Annotated in this window: 18 protein-coding genes; all 18 read right to left on the bottom strand. The window is 39.4% G+C overall.

Annotated features, from left to right (window positions below):
- Positions 1 to 8 precede the first annotated feature (8 nt).
- The 18 genes from nuoL to R2Q80_RS18950 all read right to left on the bottom strand — a co-directional run bounded on the left by nuoL (position 9) and on the right by R2Q80_RS18950 (position 16052).
- A complete protein-coding gene (nuoL, locus tag R2Q80_RS19035) occupies positions 9 to 1910 on the bottom strand; it encodes an NADH-quinone oxidoreductase subunit L (RefSeq protein WP_410478765.1) in 1902 nt (633 codons plus the stop codon).
- Between the two features lie 13 nt (positions 1911 to 1923).
- On the bottom strand, positions 1924 to 2253 hold the full coding sequence (gene nuoK / locus R2Q80_RS19030; protein ID WP_010601897.1) for an NADH-quinone oxidoreductase subunit NuoK: 330 nt from the start codon (positions 2251 to 2253) through the stop codon (positions 1924 to 1926).
- Positions 2253 to 2756, bottom strand: coding sequence for an NADH-quinone oxidoreductase subunit J (locus R2Q80_RS19025; protein ID WP_047800898.1), 504 nt, complete (start codon positions 2754 to 2756; stop codon positions 2253 to 2255). Before R2Q80_RS19025 ends, nuoK begins: the two co-directional genes overlap by 1 nt.
- 108 nt (positions 2757 to 2864) lie before the next feature.
- The gene (locus R2Q80_RS19020; RefSeq protein WP_047800899.1) at positions 2865 to 3368 is read right to left on the bottom strand and encodes a NuoI/complex I 23 kDa subunit family protein; all 504 of its coding nucleotides are present in this window, start codon (positions 3366 to 3368) and stop codon (positions 2865 to 2867) included.
- Between the two features lie 2 nt (positions 3369 to 3370).
- Positions 3371 to 4408 carry an NADH-quinone oxidoreductase subunit NuoH gene (nuoH, locus tag R2Q80_RS19015; protein ID WP_316801123.1) on the bottom strand — a complete coding sequence of 346 codons (1038 nt, stop codon included), beginning with the start codon at positions 4406 to 4408 and terminating at the stop codon, positions 3371 to 3373.
- Positions 4408 to 5418 carry a 2Fe-2S iron-sulfur cluster-binding protein gene (locus tag R2Q80_RS19010; protein WP_316801122.1) on the bottom strand — a complete coding sequence of 337 codons (1011 nt, stop codon included), beginning with the start codon at positions 5416 to 5418 and terminating at the stop codon, positions 4408 to 4410. The genes nuoH and R2Q80_RS19010 overlap by 1 nt, the downstream gene beginning before the upstream one ends.
- Before the next feature lie 13 nt (positions 5419 to 5431).
- A complete protein-coding gene (gene nuoF, locus R2Q80_RS19005) occupies positions 5432 to 6799 on the bottom strand; it encodes an NADH-quinone oxidoreductase subunit NuoF (protein WP_316801121.1) in 1368 nt (455 codons plus the stop codon).
- Positions 6799 to 7314, bottom strand: a complete 516-nt coding sequence (locus R2Q80_RS19000; protein WP_316801120.1) for an NAD(P)H-dependent oxidoreductase subunit E — start codon at positions 7312 to 7314, stop codon at positions 6799 to 6801. Before R2Q80_RS19000 ends, nuoF begins: the two co-directional genes overlap by 1 nt.
- The gene (locus R2Q80_RS18995) at positions 7307 to 8521 is read right to left on the bottom strand and encodes an NADH-quinone oxidoreductase subunit D (protein WP_316801119.1); all 1215 of its coding nucleotides are present in this window, start codon (positions 8519 to 8521) and stop codon (positions 7307 to 7309) included. Before R2Q80_RS18995 ends, R2Q80_RS19000 begins: the two co-directional genes overlap by 8 nt.
- A 5-nt stretch (positions 8522 to 8526) precedes the next feature.
- On the bottom strand, positions 8527 to 9027 hold the full coding sequence (locus R2Q80_RS18990) for an NADH-quinone oxidoreductase subunit C (RefSeq protein ID WP_316801118.1): 501 nt from the start codon (positions 9025 to 9027) through the stop codon (positions 8527 to 8529).
- A complete protein-coding gene (locus R2Q80_RS18985) occupies positions 9027 to 9569 on the bottom strand; it encodes an NADH-quinone oxidoreductase subunit B (RefSeq protein ID WP_047800906.1) in 543 nt (180 codons plus the stop codon). The genes R2Q80_RS18990 and R2Q80_RS18985 overlap by 1 nt, the downstream gene beginning before the upstream one ends.
- Positions 9570 to 9787: 218 nt before the next feature.
- Entirely contained in the window at positions 9788 to 10159 is a 372-nt protein-coding gene (locus R2Q80_RS18980; RefSeq protein WP_316801117.1) for an NADH-quinone oxidoreductase subunit A, read from the bottom strand.
- An 83-nt stretch (positions 10160 to 10242) separates the two neighbouring features.
- The gene (locus R2Q80_RS18975; protein WP_316801116.1) at positions 10243 to 11964 is read right to left on the bottom strand and encodes a tetratricopeptide repeat protein; all 1722 of its coding nucleotides are present in this window, start codon (positions 11962 to 11964) and stop codon (positions 10243 to 10245) included.
- 77 nt (positions 11965 to 12041) lie between these two features.
- The gene (locus R2Q80_RS18970; RefSeq protein WP_316801115.1) at positions 12042 to 12938 is read right to left on the bottom strand and encodes a substrate-binding domain-containing protein; all 897 of its coding nucleotides are present in this window, start codon (positions 12936 to 12938) and stop codon (positions 12042 to 12044) included.
- Positions 12939 to 13178: 240 nt separating this feature from the next.
- Positions 13179 to 13997 carry a TonB family protein gene (locus tag R2Q80_RS18965; protein WP_316801114.1) on the bottom strand — a complete coding sequence of 273 codons (819 nt, stop codon included), beginning with the start codon at positions 13995 to 13997 and terminating at the stop codon, positions 13179 to 13181.
- A gap of 18 nt (positions 13998 to 14015) precedes the next feature.
- Complete coding sequence (locus R2Q80_RS18960) at positions 14016 to 14522, bottom strand: biopolymer transporter ExbD (RefSeq protein WP_316801113.1); 507 nt, start codon at positions 14520 to 14522, stop codon at positions 14016 to 14018.
- A 3-nt stretch (positions 14523 to 14525) separates the two neighbouring features.
- Positions 14526 to 15140: a biopolymer transporter ExbD gene (locus tag R2Q80_RS18955; RefSeq protein ID WP_316801112.1), complete on the bottom strand. Its 615-nt coding sequence runs from the start codon at positions 15138 to 15140 to the stop codon at positions 14526 to 14528.
- Positions 15141 to 15218: 78 nt separating this feature from the next.
- Positions 15219 to 16052, bottom strand: a complete 834-nt coding sequence (locus tag R2Q80_RS18950) for a MotA/TolQ/ExbB proton channel family protein (RefSeq protein ID WP_316801111.1) — start codon at positions 16050 to 16052, stop codon at positions 15219 to 15221.
- Between the last annotated feature and the right edge of the window lie 84 nt (positions 16053 to 16136).

The following is a 16136-nucleotide window of genomic DNA, read 5'->3' as shown; positions in this document are numbered from 1 at the left end:
AACCCTTTTTATATGTAATAAAATGTATATGCAAGCAATGCGATGATACCAAACACCATCATAAAAATATAGAAACCAACGTTCCCACTTTGTAATAAACGAACGCCTTTACTGGCCTCATTTGTACTCCATCCCAATCCATTCACAATTCCGTCGATGAACTTGGTATCAATAATTCTGTAAAAGAATCTTGAAAAGGCATCTAACGGTTTAGTGATGATGAAATCATATATTTCGTCCAGGTAAAACTTATTGTATGATAATTTTGCCAGAGCGGAGCGTGGACCTTCATCAGCAACAGGTACACGGGCACCTTTTACATATCTGATATATGCATAGAGTAAAGCCACAATTGCAGCTACTACTGAAATACCCATTAAAGTGTATTCTGTAGCATGACTTAATTCTAACTCGTGTTGCGCAACCCCTGCTCCGCTTAACCAATGTGCTAACCATTCGTTTCCACCGAAAACGTGTGGAATGTTAATGGCCCCGCCAATGGCAGCTAAAACTGCAAGGATAATTAAAGGGAGCGTCATCGCTGTTGGCGACTCGTGCACATGACTCTCTTCGTGGTGTGTTCCTCTATATTTACCTGAGAAAGTCAGGAACATCATTCTGAACATATAGAACGATGTTAAAAATGCGGTTAAAACACCAATACCCCATAGAACAGGGCTCGCCTGATACGCATGAGCTAAAATCTCATCTTTTGAAAAGAAGCCTGAAAATGGTGGTAAACCTGCGATAGCAATTGTACCGATCATCATCGTTAGGAAAGTGACTGGAAGTTTCTTTCTTAATCCCCCCATGTGACGCATGTCCTGCTCATGATGCATAGCATGAATTACTGAACCCGCACCTAAAAACAACAAAGCTTTAAAGAATGCGTGAGTCAGTACATGGAAAAAAGAACCAGTATAAGCACCAACGCCTAATCCTAAAAACATATATCCCAATTGAGAAACAGTAGAATAAGCCAGTACTTTTTTAATATCCGTTTGGGTCAATGCAATAATCGCTGCAACCAGCGCCGTAGTAATGCCCACAATCGCGATGATGTGCTGGGTTAGGGGAGCTAAGTCAAATAACACACTTGAACGCGCAATCATGTAGATACCGGCCGTCACCATCGTCGCCGCATGAATCAAGGCTGATACAGGCGTTGGTCCGGCCATTGCATCTGGTAACCAGGTAAACAATGGCAATTGAGCCGATTTACCACAAGCACCTATAAATAGTAGTATGGTGATCAGAAATAAGGTATTTTGTCCCGGCAGCATGGTAGCAGCTTGTGGAAAAACTTTAGCGAATTCAACACTGCCAAAAGTGCTGAATATCAAAAACACTCCCAACAAGAACCCAAGATCACCGATACGATTCATCACAAAAGCCTTTTTAGCAGCCGATGCATACGCCGCATTGGTATACCAGAAACCGATTAACAGGTATGAGCATAATCCAACACCTTCCCAACCGATAAACATCACAATGTAGTTTGATCCCAATACTAACAAAAGCATAAAAAATACAAACAGGTTAAGGTAAGCAAAAAACTTACCGAATCCCTCATCATCATGCATATAGCTGGTAGAATATAGATGGATTAAAAATCCAATCCCTGTGATGATCAACAGCATTATAGCGCTTAGCGGATCAACCAGGAATGATAAAGGAATATGGAGTGCTCCTGCACTAATCCAGTCAAATAAAAATACCTCGTGAGATTTTTGTGTATCGCCTTGTAAACTAAAGAAAATAACTACGCTGATGATAAAAGAGACGAGAATTACTCCACTTCCTATAATTCCAACAAGTCCTTTAGATAAAGATTTTCTGCCCAGCCCATTAATTACAAACCCTAAAAAAGGAAGTAACGGAACCAACCAAATCAATTGTTCTATGCTCATTCTTAATATATATTTACCACTTAAGGCGATTTAAAACATTAATATCTATCGATTTCGTATTTCTGTAAACCATTACGATAATGGCTAACCCAACGGCAACCTCTGCAGCAGCAAGCGCCATAATAAAAAATACGAATACTTGTCCTGAAGGATCATTGCTATGTACTGAAAAAGCTGTTAAAAGCAGATTCACTGCATTTAACATCAGTTCAACTGACATAAAAATTACGATTGCATTTCTGCGGGTTAATACGCCAATTACACCAATTGTGAAAATAATTGCACATAAGTAGATGTAGTGATTTAGCGGAACGCCTGCCATTTGTGTAGTTAGATTTTCCATTATGCTTCTACCTCATCTCTTTTTGATAATAAAACGGCTCCTACCATTGCTGCCAACAGTAATAGGGATGATAATTCGAACGGTAATAAAAAAGGACCAAAAAGTTCTTTTCCTAAATTCTCTACCAAACCCAAACCTGGATTTTTAAGAATTAAAGGGCTTGTAATTGTTGCTGCTTTAAATGAACCAACCAGGGTCACAATTAAACAGCATCCGGCAATAACACCCACAATTTTAATCAGGGGCGATTTCACAGGTTCAGTCTCTTTATTTAAATTGAGTAACATCAACACAAATAAGAATAAAACCATGATGGCACCCATGTAAACGATAAAGTTTACAACCGCTAAAAATTGGGCATTCAGCAGTACATAATGTACGGTGAATGTGAAAAAGGTAAGGATTAAGTATAATACGCTATGTATTGGGTTTTTTGCAAAAATCACCAAAAGCGAAAAGAGAATACTTAATGTGGCTACGAAATAGAATACTTGTGTACTCATTAATTTGTTTTTTGTTTGTATCCCTCGTCATTGCGAGGCACGAAGCAATCTTATTTATTACCGTTCCGTTAAGGATTGCTTCGTTCCTTGCAACGGTGACATTGTTAGCTATTTTTTCATCTCCAGGGGAGCCTCTACCAGTTTGTCTTTTCCGTAAATGAAATCTTTACGTAAATAATCCGCTGGTACGATTGGTCCATCTAAATAAATTGCCTCTTTAGGGCAAGCCTCTTCGCATAAACCGCAAAAAATGCAGCGTAACATGTTGATTTCATACGTAGCAGCGTACTTCTCTTCACGGTATAAATCTTTTTCTTCCGGTTTGCGTTCTGCAGCAATCATGGTAATGGCTTCTGCAGGGCACGACAAGGCACATAATCCACAAGCCGTGCAACGCTCTTTACCATTTTCATCACGTTTGAGCGAGTGCATCCCCCTGAAGTTGGTAGAAAATTCGCGTTCTACTTCCGGATATCTTACGGTAGCCTCTTTTTTGAATAAGTGACTGATGGTAATACCCATGCCTTTTGCAATTGCAGGCAGGTACATACGCTCCATAAAGCTCAAAGGCTTTTGTTCGAGTACTTTTTTCTTATTACTTAATGATTCCATAGTTAAAACTTCTCTATAATCGCAATCACAACTCCGGTTATTATAATATTGGCAATAGCCAAAGGTATTAAGCCTTTCCAACCCAAATTCATCAATTGATCATAACGGAAACGAGGGATTGTCCAGCGTACCCACATGAAGAAAAAGATGAAAAAGAATATTTTCGCAAATAAAATTGCAGTACCAAATAAAGGTGCGCATGTTGGCCCCAATAAAGTAGCCATGTAATCCATTCCCGGATAATTGTATCCACCAAAGTACAATGTAGCCATCACCGCTGATGAAACAAACATGTTAATGTATTCAGCGAAGAGGTAAAAACCCAATTTCATTGAAGAATACTCCGTGTGGTATCCACCGATTAACTCTGTTTCACATTCAGGCAAATCAAATGGTGCACGGTTGGTTTCTGCGAATGAGCATACCATGAAGATGATAAAACCAAGCGGCTGATACAACACGTTCCAGTGCCAGCCGTGTTGTTGATTTACAATTTCTTTTAAACTCAGTGTATTGGTCATTAAGAGCAATGCGATAATGGATAATCCCATTGCAATCTCATAACTAATATTTTGTGATGCCGCACGAATGGCACTTAATAACGAATATTTGTTGTTAGATGCCCATCCGCCGATCATTACACCATAAACGCCTAACGAAACTACGCCAAAGATGTATAAAACGCCAACGTTGATATCGGTAACCTGAAGGGGAATAATTTTTCCTCCAATCTCCATCGGACTTCCCCATGGAATAACAGCAGTACCAATACAGGCACAAAGTAATGCCAAACCTGGTCCGATAATAAATAACCACCTGTTAGAAGTTGTCGGAATGATCTCTTCTTTCATAAACATCTTCACACCATCGGCTAAAGGCTGCAAAATCCCGAAGGGACCGGCTCTGTCAGGACCTAAACGATCTTGAAGATAGGCTGCAACCTTACGCTCAGCATAGGTAGAATACATGGCAATTACCAAACTGATGCCGAAGATAACAGCCACCAGTATAAATTTTTCAATGATAAAAGCTATATCCATTAGTATTTAACTATTTTATGAAATTCAACTTCATTCGCAGCCTGCAATGCAGCATTTGGGTTAATTACAGGAAGCGGTTTTAATGTTTCGTAGTGGTTAGATGCAATAACAGAAGTATCATCTATATGTGTTGGATGTTCAATGGTCCAGTCAGCTGTTGCTTTTTTATCAAAACGGCAAGTATTGCAAATGAATTCTTCAACTTCGCCAAACTGATCTTTACGTGCAGTAACACGAATCACATCTGCTCCCTTATACCAAAGCGTTACCTTACCATTGCATTTCTCATGATCACAATTGCGGTGTGCGTCAACTGGCTTTGTAAACCATACACGGTTTTTAAAGCGGAAAGTTTTATCCGTTAATGCACCTACCGGGCATACATCAATTACGTTTCCGGAAAAATCATTATCAACAGCAGTTTGTATATAAGTAGAAATCTCTGAGTGATCTCCACGGTTTAGAATACCGTGAACACGTTTATTCGTTATTTGGTCAGCTGTAAAAACACACCGGTAACACAAAATACAACGATTCATGTGTAACTGAATTTTATCGCCGATGTCGATACGGTCAAAAGTACGGCGCTCAAACTCATAACGGGTTTTCTGCAAACCATGCTCATAACCCAGATTTTGCAAATCGCACTCACCAGCCTGATCGCAAACGGGGCAATCCAATGGGTGGTTAATAAGTAAAATCTCTACAACACCTGCACGGGCTTCCAGCACTTCCGGTGAAGTGATATTCAGCACTTCCATACCATCCATTACTGTGGTACGGCATGATGCTACCAGCTTTGGCATAGGGCGGGGATCTTTTTCCGAACCTTTTGTTACCTTAACAATACAGGTACGGCATTTACCACCACTGCCTTCCAGTTTAGAATAATAGCACATCGCTGGCGGTACAATATCACCACCTATCTGCCTTGCAGCATTCAGGATGGTCGTACCGTTATCAACTTCTACTGTTATCCCGTCTATCGTAACCTTAACTTTTTCACTCATGGTTAATGATAATCTATTTTTCTTCCGTTACCGGAGCTTTCTCGATTGGAGTAGCATAGTTTGCTAAACCATAATTTTGTTGTTGACTCTTTACTGGCTCTTTAATGTGCCACTCAAATTCATCTCTGAAGTGACGAATGGCACTGGCTACTGGCCAGGCAGCTGCATCACCTAGCGGACAAATGGTATTACCTTCTATTTTACGTTGCACATCCCACAGCAAGTCAACGTCATCCATGGTACCATGACCGTGTTCAATCTTATGGAGGATTTTTTCCATCCAGCCAGTACCTTCACGGCATGGCGAACATTGTCCGCAACTTTCATGATGATAAAAACGGGCAAAATTCCACGTATTGCGAACAATACACTGATCTTCATCAAAGGCGATAAAACCACCCGACCCCATCATAGTTCCAGTTGCAAATCCACCTTCAGACAGCGATTCATAACTCATCAAACGAGGCTCGCCATTGGCATATTTTAAAGTTAAATTAGCTGGTAAAACCGGAACAGATGAACCACCGGCAACAGTTGCTTTTAATCGTTTACCATTTGCAATACCACCGCAGTATTCGTCAGAATAGATAAATTCTTCAACTGGTAAACCTAACTCGATTTCATAAACACCTGGTTTAACCAGATTACCAGAAGCTGATATTAATTTAGTACCGGTACTTCTACCAATACCGATTTTAGCATACTCATCACCGCCATCGTTGATAATCGGCACAACAGCAGCAATCGATTCAACATTGTTTACCACAGTTGGACAACCATATAATCCCGCAATAGCAGGAAATGGTGGTTTGATCCGGGGATTTCCCCGCTTACCTTCCAGAGATTCTAACAATGCAGTTTCTTCACCACAGATATATGCTCCACCACCTGGCTGTACATATAATTCAAGATCATATCCCGATCCTAAAATGTTTTTGCCTAACCATCCTGCAGCTTTTGCTTCAGCAATTGCACGTTCCAGTATACGGATTTGCGGCATCATCTCTCCACGAACGTAGATATATGAAACCTTTGCGCCTAAAGCAAAACTCGACACAATCATTCCCTCGATTAATGCATGGGGAATGTAGGTCATCAAATAACGGTCTTTAAAAGTCCCAGGCTCAGATTCATCAGCATTACATACCAGATAGCGTGCAACACCTTCGGGTTTAGCCAAAAAACTCCACTTCATTCCCGTAGGGAAACCTGCACCACCACGACCGCGTAAGCCAGATTTCTTAACCTCCTCAACAATCTCTTCAGGTGTTAAAGTTTTAAGTGCTTTCTCCACGGCACGGTACCCACCTTTCTGGCGATAGACCTCAAGTGTATTGATGCCTGGTACGTTTATATGCTCAAGTAATAATTTGCGACTCATTATTTTTTAGATGTGAGATCTTCAATCAATTTATCCACACTTTCAGTGGTTAAGTTTTCGTAGAAAGTATACTCCGGACTGATTTGCAAAACCGGCCCAAACCCGCATGCAGCTAAACATTCAACTCCTCTAAAGCTGAATAAACCGTCTGGAGTAACTTCACCTTCCTTAACGCCTAACTTACTTTCCAGGTGGCTCAATATTTTTTCAGCACCAACCAGGCAGCAAGGCCCTGTACGGCAAACCTCCAAAGCATATTTACCTTGTGGTTTCAAAAAGTACATGGTATAAAACGTCGCTACTTCATAAACTTCGATCGGCTGAATATCTAAATAGGCAGCAACCTGGTCCATAGCTGATGTTGGAACCCATAAAAACTCTGCCTGTACCAAATGTAGTAAGGGCAGCAAAGCTGATTTTTGTTTCCCCTCAGGGTAACGGCTTTTGATATCATCAAATTTGGCCAGCAATTCCGATGAAAACGTTACAGGGGTTTGTTCTTCTACTTTAAGCATCTAATTCTCCTGCAATAATATTCATACTACTCATGTTGATAATGGCGTCAGACAATAACATACCTTCGCTCATTGGTGCGAACATCTGGTAGTTCACAAAACTTGGTCTGCGAAAGTGTAAACGGTAAGGGGTACGTCCACCATCATTAATCAGGTAAAAACCCAATTCACCATTACCACCCTCTACAGCGTGATAAACTTCTGCCTTTGGTGCATCAATTTCTCCCATTACAATTTTAAAGTGATAAATCAAGGCTTCCATATTATTGTAAACTTCTTGTTTCGGAGGAAGATAAAATTCAGGAACATCAGCATGGAAAACGCCTTTTTCCTCAGTCTTCAATTTTACCATTGCCTGCTCAATAATCCGCACACTTTGCCACATCTCCTCATTACGCACAAGATAGCGATCATAAATATCCCCGCTAGTTCCTACAGGTACTTCAAAATCAAAGTCCTGATACGAAGAATACGGATCACTTACCCGAACATCGTAATCTACACCCGTAGCGCGCAATAAGGGGCCAGTCCAGCTATATTCCAGAGCCGTTTCCTTGGTAACCTCAGCTACACCAGCAGTTCTGTCGATGAAAATCCGGTTGCGTGTCAAAAGATTTTCAAATTCCTTTAAAGCGGCCGGAAACTCTTTTAAAAACTTATTGATTTTAGCAAAGGCTATATCATTGAAATCTCTTTCAAAACCGCCAATACGGCCAATGTTCGTGGTTAATCGAGCACCACATACCTCTTCGAAAATCTCGTAAATATGTTCCCGGAACTGGAACAGATAAAGGAAAGTAGTAGTTGCACCTGTATCCTGCCCAATGATCGTATTACAGATAATATGATCGGCGATACGGGAAAGCTCCATAATGATTACGCGGAGATAATCAACACGTTTAGGCATCTGAATGTTTAGCAACTTTTCAACCGTCATGTGCCAGCCCATATTATTAATAGGCGAAGAGCAATAGTTTAAACGGTCGGTTAAAGGGGTGATTTGATAGAATGGGCGATGTTCAGCAATCTTCTCGAAAGCACGATGAATATACCCTATTGTTGAAACACCACTAACAATACGCTCCCCATCTAATTGCAAGACGTTTTGAAAAACGCCATGTGTAGCCGGGTGCGTAGGACCTAAATTTAAGGTAACCAGTTCGCTTTGCGGGTCGTTATCTGTAAATACCGGATGGTTATGATTCATATAATTTACCTTCCAAAAAATTCGTCTTTTTTATCCACTCTGTTTGGGTCTTCCAATGGATATTGTTTTAACATCGGGTGAACACCTAAATCGTCCATATTTAAAATACGGCGCAAATCAGGATGCCCCTCAAACTTAACCCCAAATAGATCATAAGTCTCGCGCTCCATCCAGTTAGCACCTTTCCAAACGGTTGTGGCGGTTGGAATAGTTGGATTTTGTTCGGAAATAAAAACCTTTACCCTGATCCTTACCCGTTCAACCATATTATTCAAATGGTAAACAACAGCAATACCATGATCTTTACCAGGGTAATGAACTGCAGTAATATCAGTCAGGAAATTAAATTTTAATTCGTCTTTAAGATGTGAAAGCACATTTACGATAACATCTTTATACGTTACAAAAGTCAGTAAACCATAAGGCTCAGAAACAGCCGTAACTTTCTCGCCAAACTTTTCTGTAAGTTTAACATAGATGCCGTTATTTACCGTCGTTTCTTCCATTATTTAATGCCGTATTGACCTAAAAGATCTTTGTAATAATCAGAGTTTCTTCTTCTGCCAGATTCATTTTTAACCAAATCCTGAATGCGCTGAAAACCATCAAGAATAGCTTCGGGTCTTGGAGGGCAACCTGGAACATAAACATCAACAGGAATAACTTCATCAATTCCTTGCAATACAGAGTACGTATCAAAAATACCACCACTACTTGCACAGGCGCCAACAGCCATTACCCAGCGTGGCTCAGCCATCTGAATATAAACCTGTTTCAATACCGGCGCCATCTTCTTAGCAATAGTGCCCATTACCATTAACACATCGGCCTGACGGGGAGAAAAGCTTAAACGTTCAGCACCAAAACGACCTAAATCGTAGTGAGAACCCATTGTTGCCATAAATTCGATACCGCAACACGACGTTGCAAATGGCAGTGGCCATAACGAATTTGAACGTGCCAACCCGATCACCTTATCTAAAGAAGTGGCGAAATAGCCAGGTCCCTCGGTTCCTGGTGGCGCATCAACTATATTTATTTCACTCATGTTTATAAACGAAAAATGCTCATCCCTTTGAAGAATGAGCAACAAATTTACAATATTTAAAAGGCAATTAAAGTAGCTTAACTCGATTTAGAACCTTTCTAAATAATTAAATGACGTATAGCTAAGTGTAAAAATTACACAGCAAGATTATGTTACTTAATATGGAATTTTCTCGGCGAAGACTTTACTATTAAACTCCCAAATTCACGCACAAAAGACTAGTTCCAGTCCAGTACTTTTTTCTTGATTACATAGATAAAACCCAACAAAAGTGTACCCATAAAGATGAACATTTCTATCATACCATCCATTTTGAGGGCCCTGAAGTTAACAGCCCAGGGATACATGAATATCACCTCCACATCAAACAGAACAAATAGAATCGCCACTACGAAATACTTAATGGAGAATGGCTGACGGGCATTACCTACTGATTTGATCCCTGCCTCGAAGGTTTCTAATTTATCTGCAGTTTTACGTTTAGGTCCCAATAGGTGTGTCGCAACTAATGTTGTAACCACAAAGCCTAATGCAACCAATACCTGAAATATAATGGGTAAAAAATCTATCGATGAACTTGTCGCTTGCATAATATGTGTTTTCTGATGCAAAAGTAAAAGAAAAAGGCAGAGTAACCAAACTCTGCCTTTTCTAAATTATTTAAACTTTAAGATTATTTACCTTTTCCTTTTGCTGGTGTTGCAGGAGCAGAAAGTTCTTTCAACTTCGCAGCAGCAAATGTACCAGTTGGGTAAACAGCTACACTTTTATCGAAATACTCTTTCGCTTTTGCTTTATCAGTATTGAAATAAAAACCACCCAGGTTATCATATGCTTCTGATAGTTTTTTAGCATTAGGAGTTACAAGTTCTGGTTTTGCCGTTACTTTCGCAATAAATGCTTCAAAGTGTGGAACCATTAAACCTTTAGGTGCTTTTTCATCATCAAGCAAACTGTTAACACGTGCTCTGTATAGATATGCGTCTGTGGTTTCAGGAGCCAATTGAGCAACTTTTGCAATCGCAGTATCTGCTTTTACCAATAAATCTTTTGAAGGATTTTTCTTTGCAGAATACTGAGTTGCATACTCAAAATAATAAGCTAAGCCATCGTAAAAATAACTATATAAAACGCCTTTTCCATTAGGATTTGCTGCAATTACTTTATCATAAACCTCAGCAGACTTAGCATATTTCTTGGCATCAAAATAAGCTTTTGCAACTTCAGCTAACGCATCAGTATTAGCTGAATCTTTATCAACCGCTTTAGTTATGTTGATCAATGCCAGGCTATCTTGTCCTGATTTTAACTGCGCTTTACCTAAATAAAGGTAATCTAAACCAAGAATTTTATTTTGATCTTTCTCTTTAGCGAAAAACTCTTCTAAGCTCTTAAGTGCCAGTGGATAGTTTTTATTCTCATAAGCAGACCAACCTTTCAACCTCAACACAACAAGCCCTTTCGGATCATTAGCTGGAACCTGTAAACTTGTAGCTACCTGCTCTAAAGTCGGATAATCTTTTGCATAAAATAAGAACTGAGCGTAACGTAACTGAGACTCTAGTGATTTGTCAGTTAGGTCGAGATATTTTTTATAATTTTCAATCCCTTTTGCGGCTCTTTCTTTATTTACACCAAAGCTACTCCACAACAAGTATAACTCACCTAACTCACGATAAGCTGGACCATAATTGGCATCAGCAGCAATTACATCTTCCAACTCTTTTTTACCTTCTTCAAAAGCTTTAGACTCTTTGTACATCCGGCCAATCTGAGTTTTAGCTCTTCTGTTATTAGGATCAATATCGTTAACACGCATGTACGGACCTAGCGCCTCAGAGTTTTTCTTTTGTAACGCATAGGCATCACCTTGAGCTAAAAATACTTCAGCATCTTTATCTTTAGAATCCAGTTCGTCTGCCTTAGTGATGTTAGCCAAAGCTGAAGTGAAGTCAGGTTTAGATACATCATCGCTTGGCTTGTCCTGCGCTAAATAAGCCTTACCGATATATAAATAGGTTTTATAATCTTTCGGAGCAATCGCTACTGCTTTATCAAAATTTGTTTTAGCAGACGTTGGATCATTTGATAACATGTCTGCTTCACCTAAACCGATCAGGTTCAGGTTATTTTTCGGTTCAGCCGCTACCCCTTTGGTAAATATAGCTCTCGCTGAATCAATATAGCCAGTTTTTAGATAAACTAAACCAAGATTGTAATAGTTATCCCCATCACTCGCCTTTGAGCTTACCAATGATTTAAGCATTGATGAAGCTTTCTGGTACTGTTCAGCGTCAATGGCTTTTTTTGCTTCATTTAAATCCTGAGCAAAAACTGCAGTCCCCATCAACACCAAACCTACATTTAAGGTTATTGCTTTCTTTAAAATTTTCATCGGATATTCTGTTTGTTTAAAAAAAATGAAGCATCTCTTCAGATGACTTCGTGGTTCAATTATAATTATTTTAATTTTTACTTAGTGAGATTAATCTCTCTAGGCATCATCTTATGAGGCCCTAGTCCAGATTTAAGTACAATTAACTGACCTCTCTGACTTCTTAACCATGTTGCAAATCCTGTGCCTAAACCACCCCTGCCTTCGCAGTCGATAATATTGATATTCCTTAAGAAAGGATAAACGCCACTAATCAGGTTGTTTTGGGTTGGTTTATAGAATTGATCACCACCAACCAGGCCTTTTAAATTCTTAACCCCTAAAGTTTTGACCTTTGCCAGCGAGGCAGCCATTTTAGTATTCCGTTCCGACAACCAATTAACGCCTAAAATACCAATAAAATTTTTATCCTCAGCAATAAATTTTATCACTTCATTACTCGAATTTTTGGAATATACGCCACTTGCTGGAAACTGGCTGATGTGAGCCAAGTCTTTAAAATATTGAAAGGTACTGGAATAAGCGTTATCAAAAACCAATTTCTTATCTGATTTCTTACCTTGTAAAATATCTATAACCTCTTTAACGGTAATTGTGCTATCAATATTGTCCGCATTCGTAATTAAAGCAATTCCATCAATTGCAAATCGTGAACTATTGATTCTGATGTTTCTCCGATTATAATACTTCTCTTCCTCCTTATTCAAAAGCCTGGGCAGCACAATAACCCGAACGCTGTCATTTAAGAAAGCAGGAAGCAACATCTCTTCAGGCTTAACAGTTGTTTTAAAAGTCGCCTGTGGATAATCTAAGCTAAAAATATCAATTTGCTGTTGTACAATTGGCCCTACGCTCTCATCAACAAGAATTTTTAAAGTTCCGCTGGTGCGGGTCTCTTCAACAACTGTCGTCTTTTCTTTGCGTTTGCAGGATACCAATGCCAATATGCAGCATATAAAAAGAATGTTTCTCATTAATGATTAATCTCGCCTCCCGAGGCTCAAAAGTCTAATAAAAGCGTAAATGATCAAAAATATGCCTATGACAATCCTACCCCAATTTGGAATTGCGGGCAGTCGGAGCGCAATAGGTTCATAAAACATAAATGCGAGACCTAATGCAATGTAAAAAACAAACATGACTAGGCCTAAAATGAGCAAAAACCGCTGTTTAGGCGATTTTTGCTTAAAAATATCAAAATTTAACATTTACGATTAGTTCAATGTAAAGTTAACGTTGATGTTATATTTTACCCTTACCGGCTTACCATTCTGGATACCTGGGTTCCAGCGTGGACTCGCTTTAAGTACGCGGATGGCTTCCTCATCTGTACCACTACCCAAACCACGGGTTACTGTGATGTCAGTTAATTTACCGTCCTTCTCCACAACGAACGATAAGAACACCTTACCTTGAACGTTGTTTTCCTGCGCCATTGGTGGATATTTGATAGCACCACTCAGATACTTGTAAAATTTAGGTAAACCTCCGGGAAATTCTGGTTGCTTCTCGATACTAACAAAGTCATAAACCTGGTTATCATCAACTGCAACCGCAGCTTCCCTTTTTGGTCCTTCACCTACCGGCTCGTTAATTACGATATCCGCAGTAGGATCACCTTTAATATCACGTTGACCTGGATCCGCTTCCTTAAGTTTCTCAACTGTAGGTGGTTCATCACGAACCTCGATATCCGGTTTTACAATCGGAGGTGGCATTTTTACCTGATCCACTTTTGGTGGCGGTGGCTCTACCGGTGGCGGTGGAGGTGTTTCCGGATTTACCGGCGGTGGTGGCGCTAAAATTACTTCCTGTGCTTTCTCCTGAACCTCTTCCTGATCTAATGAACCTTTGATAAGGCCATAAATCTTTGGAGAGAAAAATATCACTAGAAATATTAAAGAGCCAAAAATTAATGCTTTAGTGGTATTTGAAGCATTGGTTTTACGCAACTGGTAAGCACCATAGCTTTTGTTTTTACCGTCAAAAACCACTTCAAGCCATTCTTTTCTTAATATATCTAACTTCGACATAATGATTGGTTTTATTGATTATAAAATTCCCTGGTCTCTCATGGCTTGTTTCTCATTGTCAAGGATATTATCATCGTCAATCTGACGAACCTTAACTTTAAGAATTTCCAACTCATCCATAATATCTACGAAGTTCTGGAAAGTTGATCCCGATGTTGGTTTTACCAACACTACGAAATCTCCGGCAACTCCTGATGCATCGGCAGTTTTTCTATTTTTCACAATAGATTCACCTACCTGTGATGTTGATTCGATATTCGGTGCACTTTCGCCAGCTACTCCCATGTACCATGCTACCTTATTATTTTTACCTAATAAGATGGTCATGGTTTTACTCGCTTTCAGTTCTAATCTGTTCTCAGGTAACTTCTCATTTTTATCTGGCTTTGCAATGTCCATCGCCTGTGGCGTAGAAATTACTGTAGTCAGGATAAAGAACGTTACCAAAAGAAACATTAAATCCACCATCGGGGTCATATCAACCCTTGGCGTGGCTTTCTTCCCGCCCGTGTTTAATTCTGCCATTTCTTATTTTGGTTTTGATTCAGAGTTAGTTACTAACAAGAATTTATTAACACTTTGTTTCTGAAGAATATCAATGATTTTCTTCACAACCGGATACTCTTCTTTTGCATCACCTTTGATGCTGATACGCATATCCTCGTTGTTGATTTCCTTAGTAGCTTTACGTGCATTCAATACCCAATCATTTAATTGATTGTCAGTCGAATCTGCAGGAATACCTGGTTGTACACCCGGCTTCATACGGTCTCCTCCGTTCATATCGATCAGCTGACCTAAGCTTTGTACCGGAACACCAAAACTTCCAATACCTGTAAACCTTTGGACTTGAACCGGACTGAACTTCAATTTGTATTGTTCGCTCATCAGTTCTAATGTTCTCGCTCTTACTTTCGTACCTGCTACTTCAAAGAAAACTTTCCCCTGCCCAATAGTTAACGTCGCATTGTTCTCTACAGGTACCTTAAACTCATACGTAGATGAAGGTGTAGAAACGGCTAATGGTTCTGGTTGCCTCGCTGTAGCAGTTAAGATGAAGAACGTAAGTAACAGTGAAGCCACGTCGCACATGGCGGTCATGTCAGTTACTGTACTTGTTCTTTTAACTTTAATTCTAGGCATAATATTTTTTACTAGTTTTTAATAATGATGATCTTTTTTCCGGTTTTCCATAAAGCCGGTAAAAATTTATTCAAAATATTATTTATGCGAACTAGCGTATGTTTGAACGATGCTGAAACCAGCCTCATCAATTGCGTAAGTTAACTTGTCAATTTTAGAAGTTAACACGTTGTACATGATAATTGAAACGGTAGAAACCAAGATACCAGTCATGGTGTTGATTAATGCCTCAGAGATACCAACCGCTAATGCTGATTGATCCGGAGCACCAGAGTTCGCCAAACCAGCGAAAGCCGTGATCATACCTTTTACTGTACCTAATAAACCGATTAGTGTACCAATTGATACTAATGTAGCAATGATTGTTAAGTTTTGCTCTAACATTGGCATCTCTAAAGCAGTAGCTTCTTCAACTTCTTTTTGGATCGCTACGATTGATTGCTCAACATCCATATTGGCATCAGCTTCAACCTCGCTGTATTTTTTTAAACCTGATTTAATTACCGCAGCAACTGAACCTTGTTGTTTATCACACTCAGCTTTTGCAGCTTCGATGTTTCCAGAGTTTAATAATCCTTTTACTTTAACAATAAAGGTATCCAGACTTGCTTTTCCACTCGCTTTTCCAATTACGATGAAACGCTCAATTGAGAATACAATTACTACTAATAACAATCCAACTAAGATCGCTACAACAAATCCTCCTTTGTAAGCAGTTCCTAAATAGTTTCCTGGTAAAGGTAATTTATCTCTATCTCCATCGATGAAGTTTGTTCCGGCTCCAAATACGAAATACCATACGGCAAATCCAATTAAGATACAGATAGGAATAACCAATGTTGCGAAAACATTTGAAGCACTAGAAGACGAGCTCTCTTTTTTAACAGTTGTTGGTTTTGGTGCGTTTGCCATTTTTTTTTAATTTTTAGTTTTAGTTCTTGTTTTTAATTTTTAGCTGTTTTGTTCTTTTGTACTACACACAACGTTTCTTATCTG

This window comes from Pedobacter frigidisoli (genome assembly GCF_032678525.1).
GTDB classification, from domain to species: domain Bacteria; phylum Bacteroidota; class Bacteroidia; order Sphingobacteriales; family Sphingobacteriaceae; genus Pedobacter; species Pedobacter frigidisoli_A.
The sequence above is the reverse complement of the archived record's forward strand: the minus strand, read 5'-3'. Positions and strand labels throughout refer to the sequence as shown.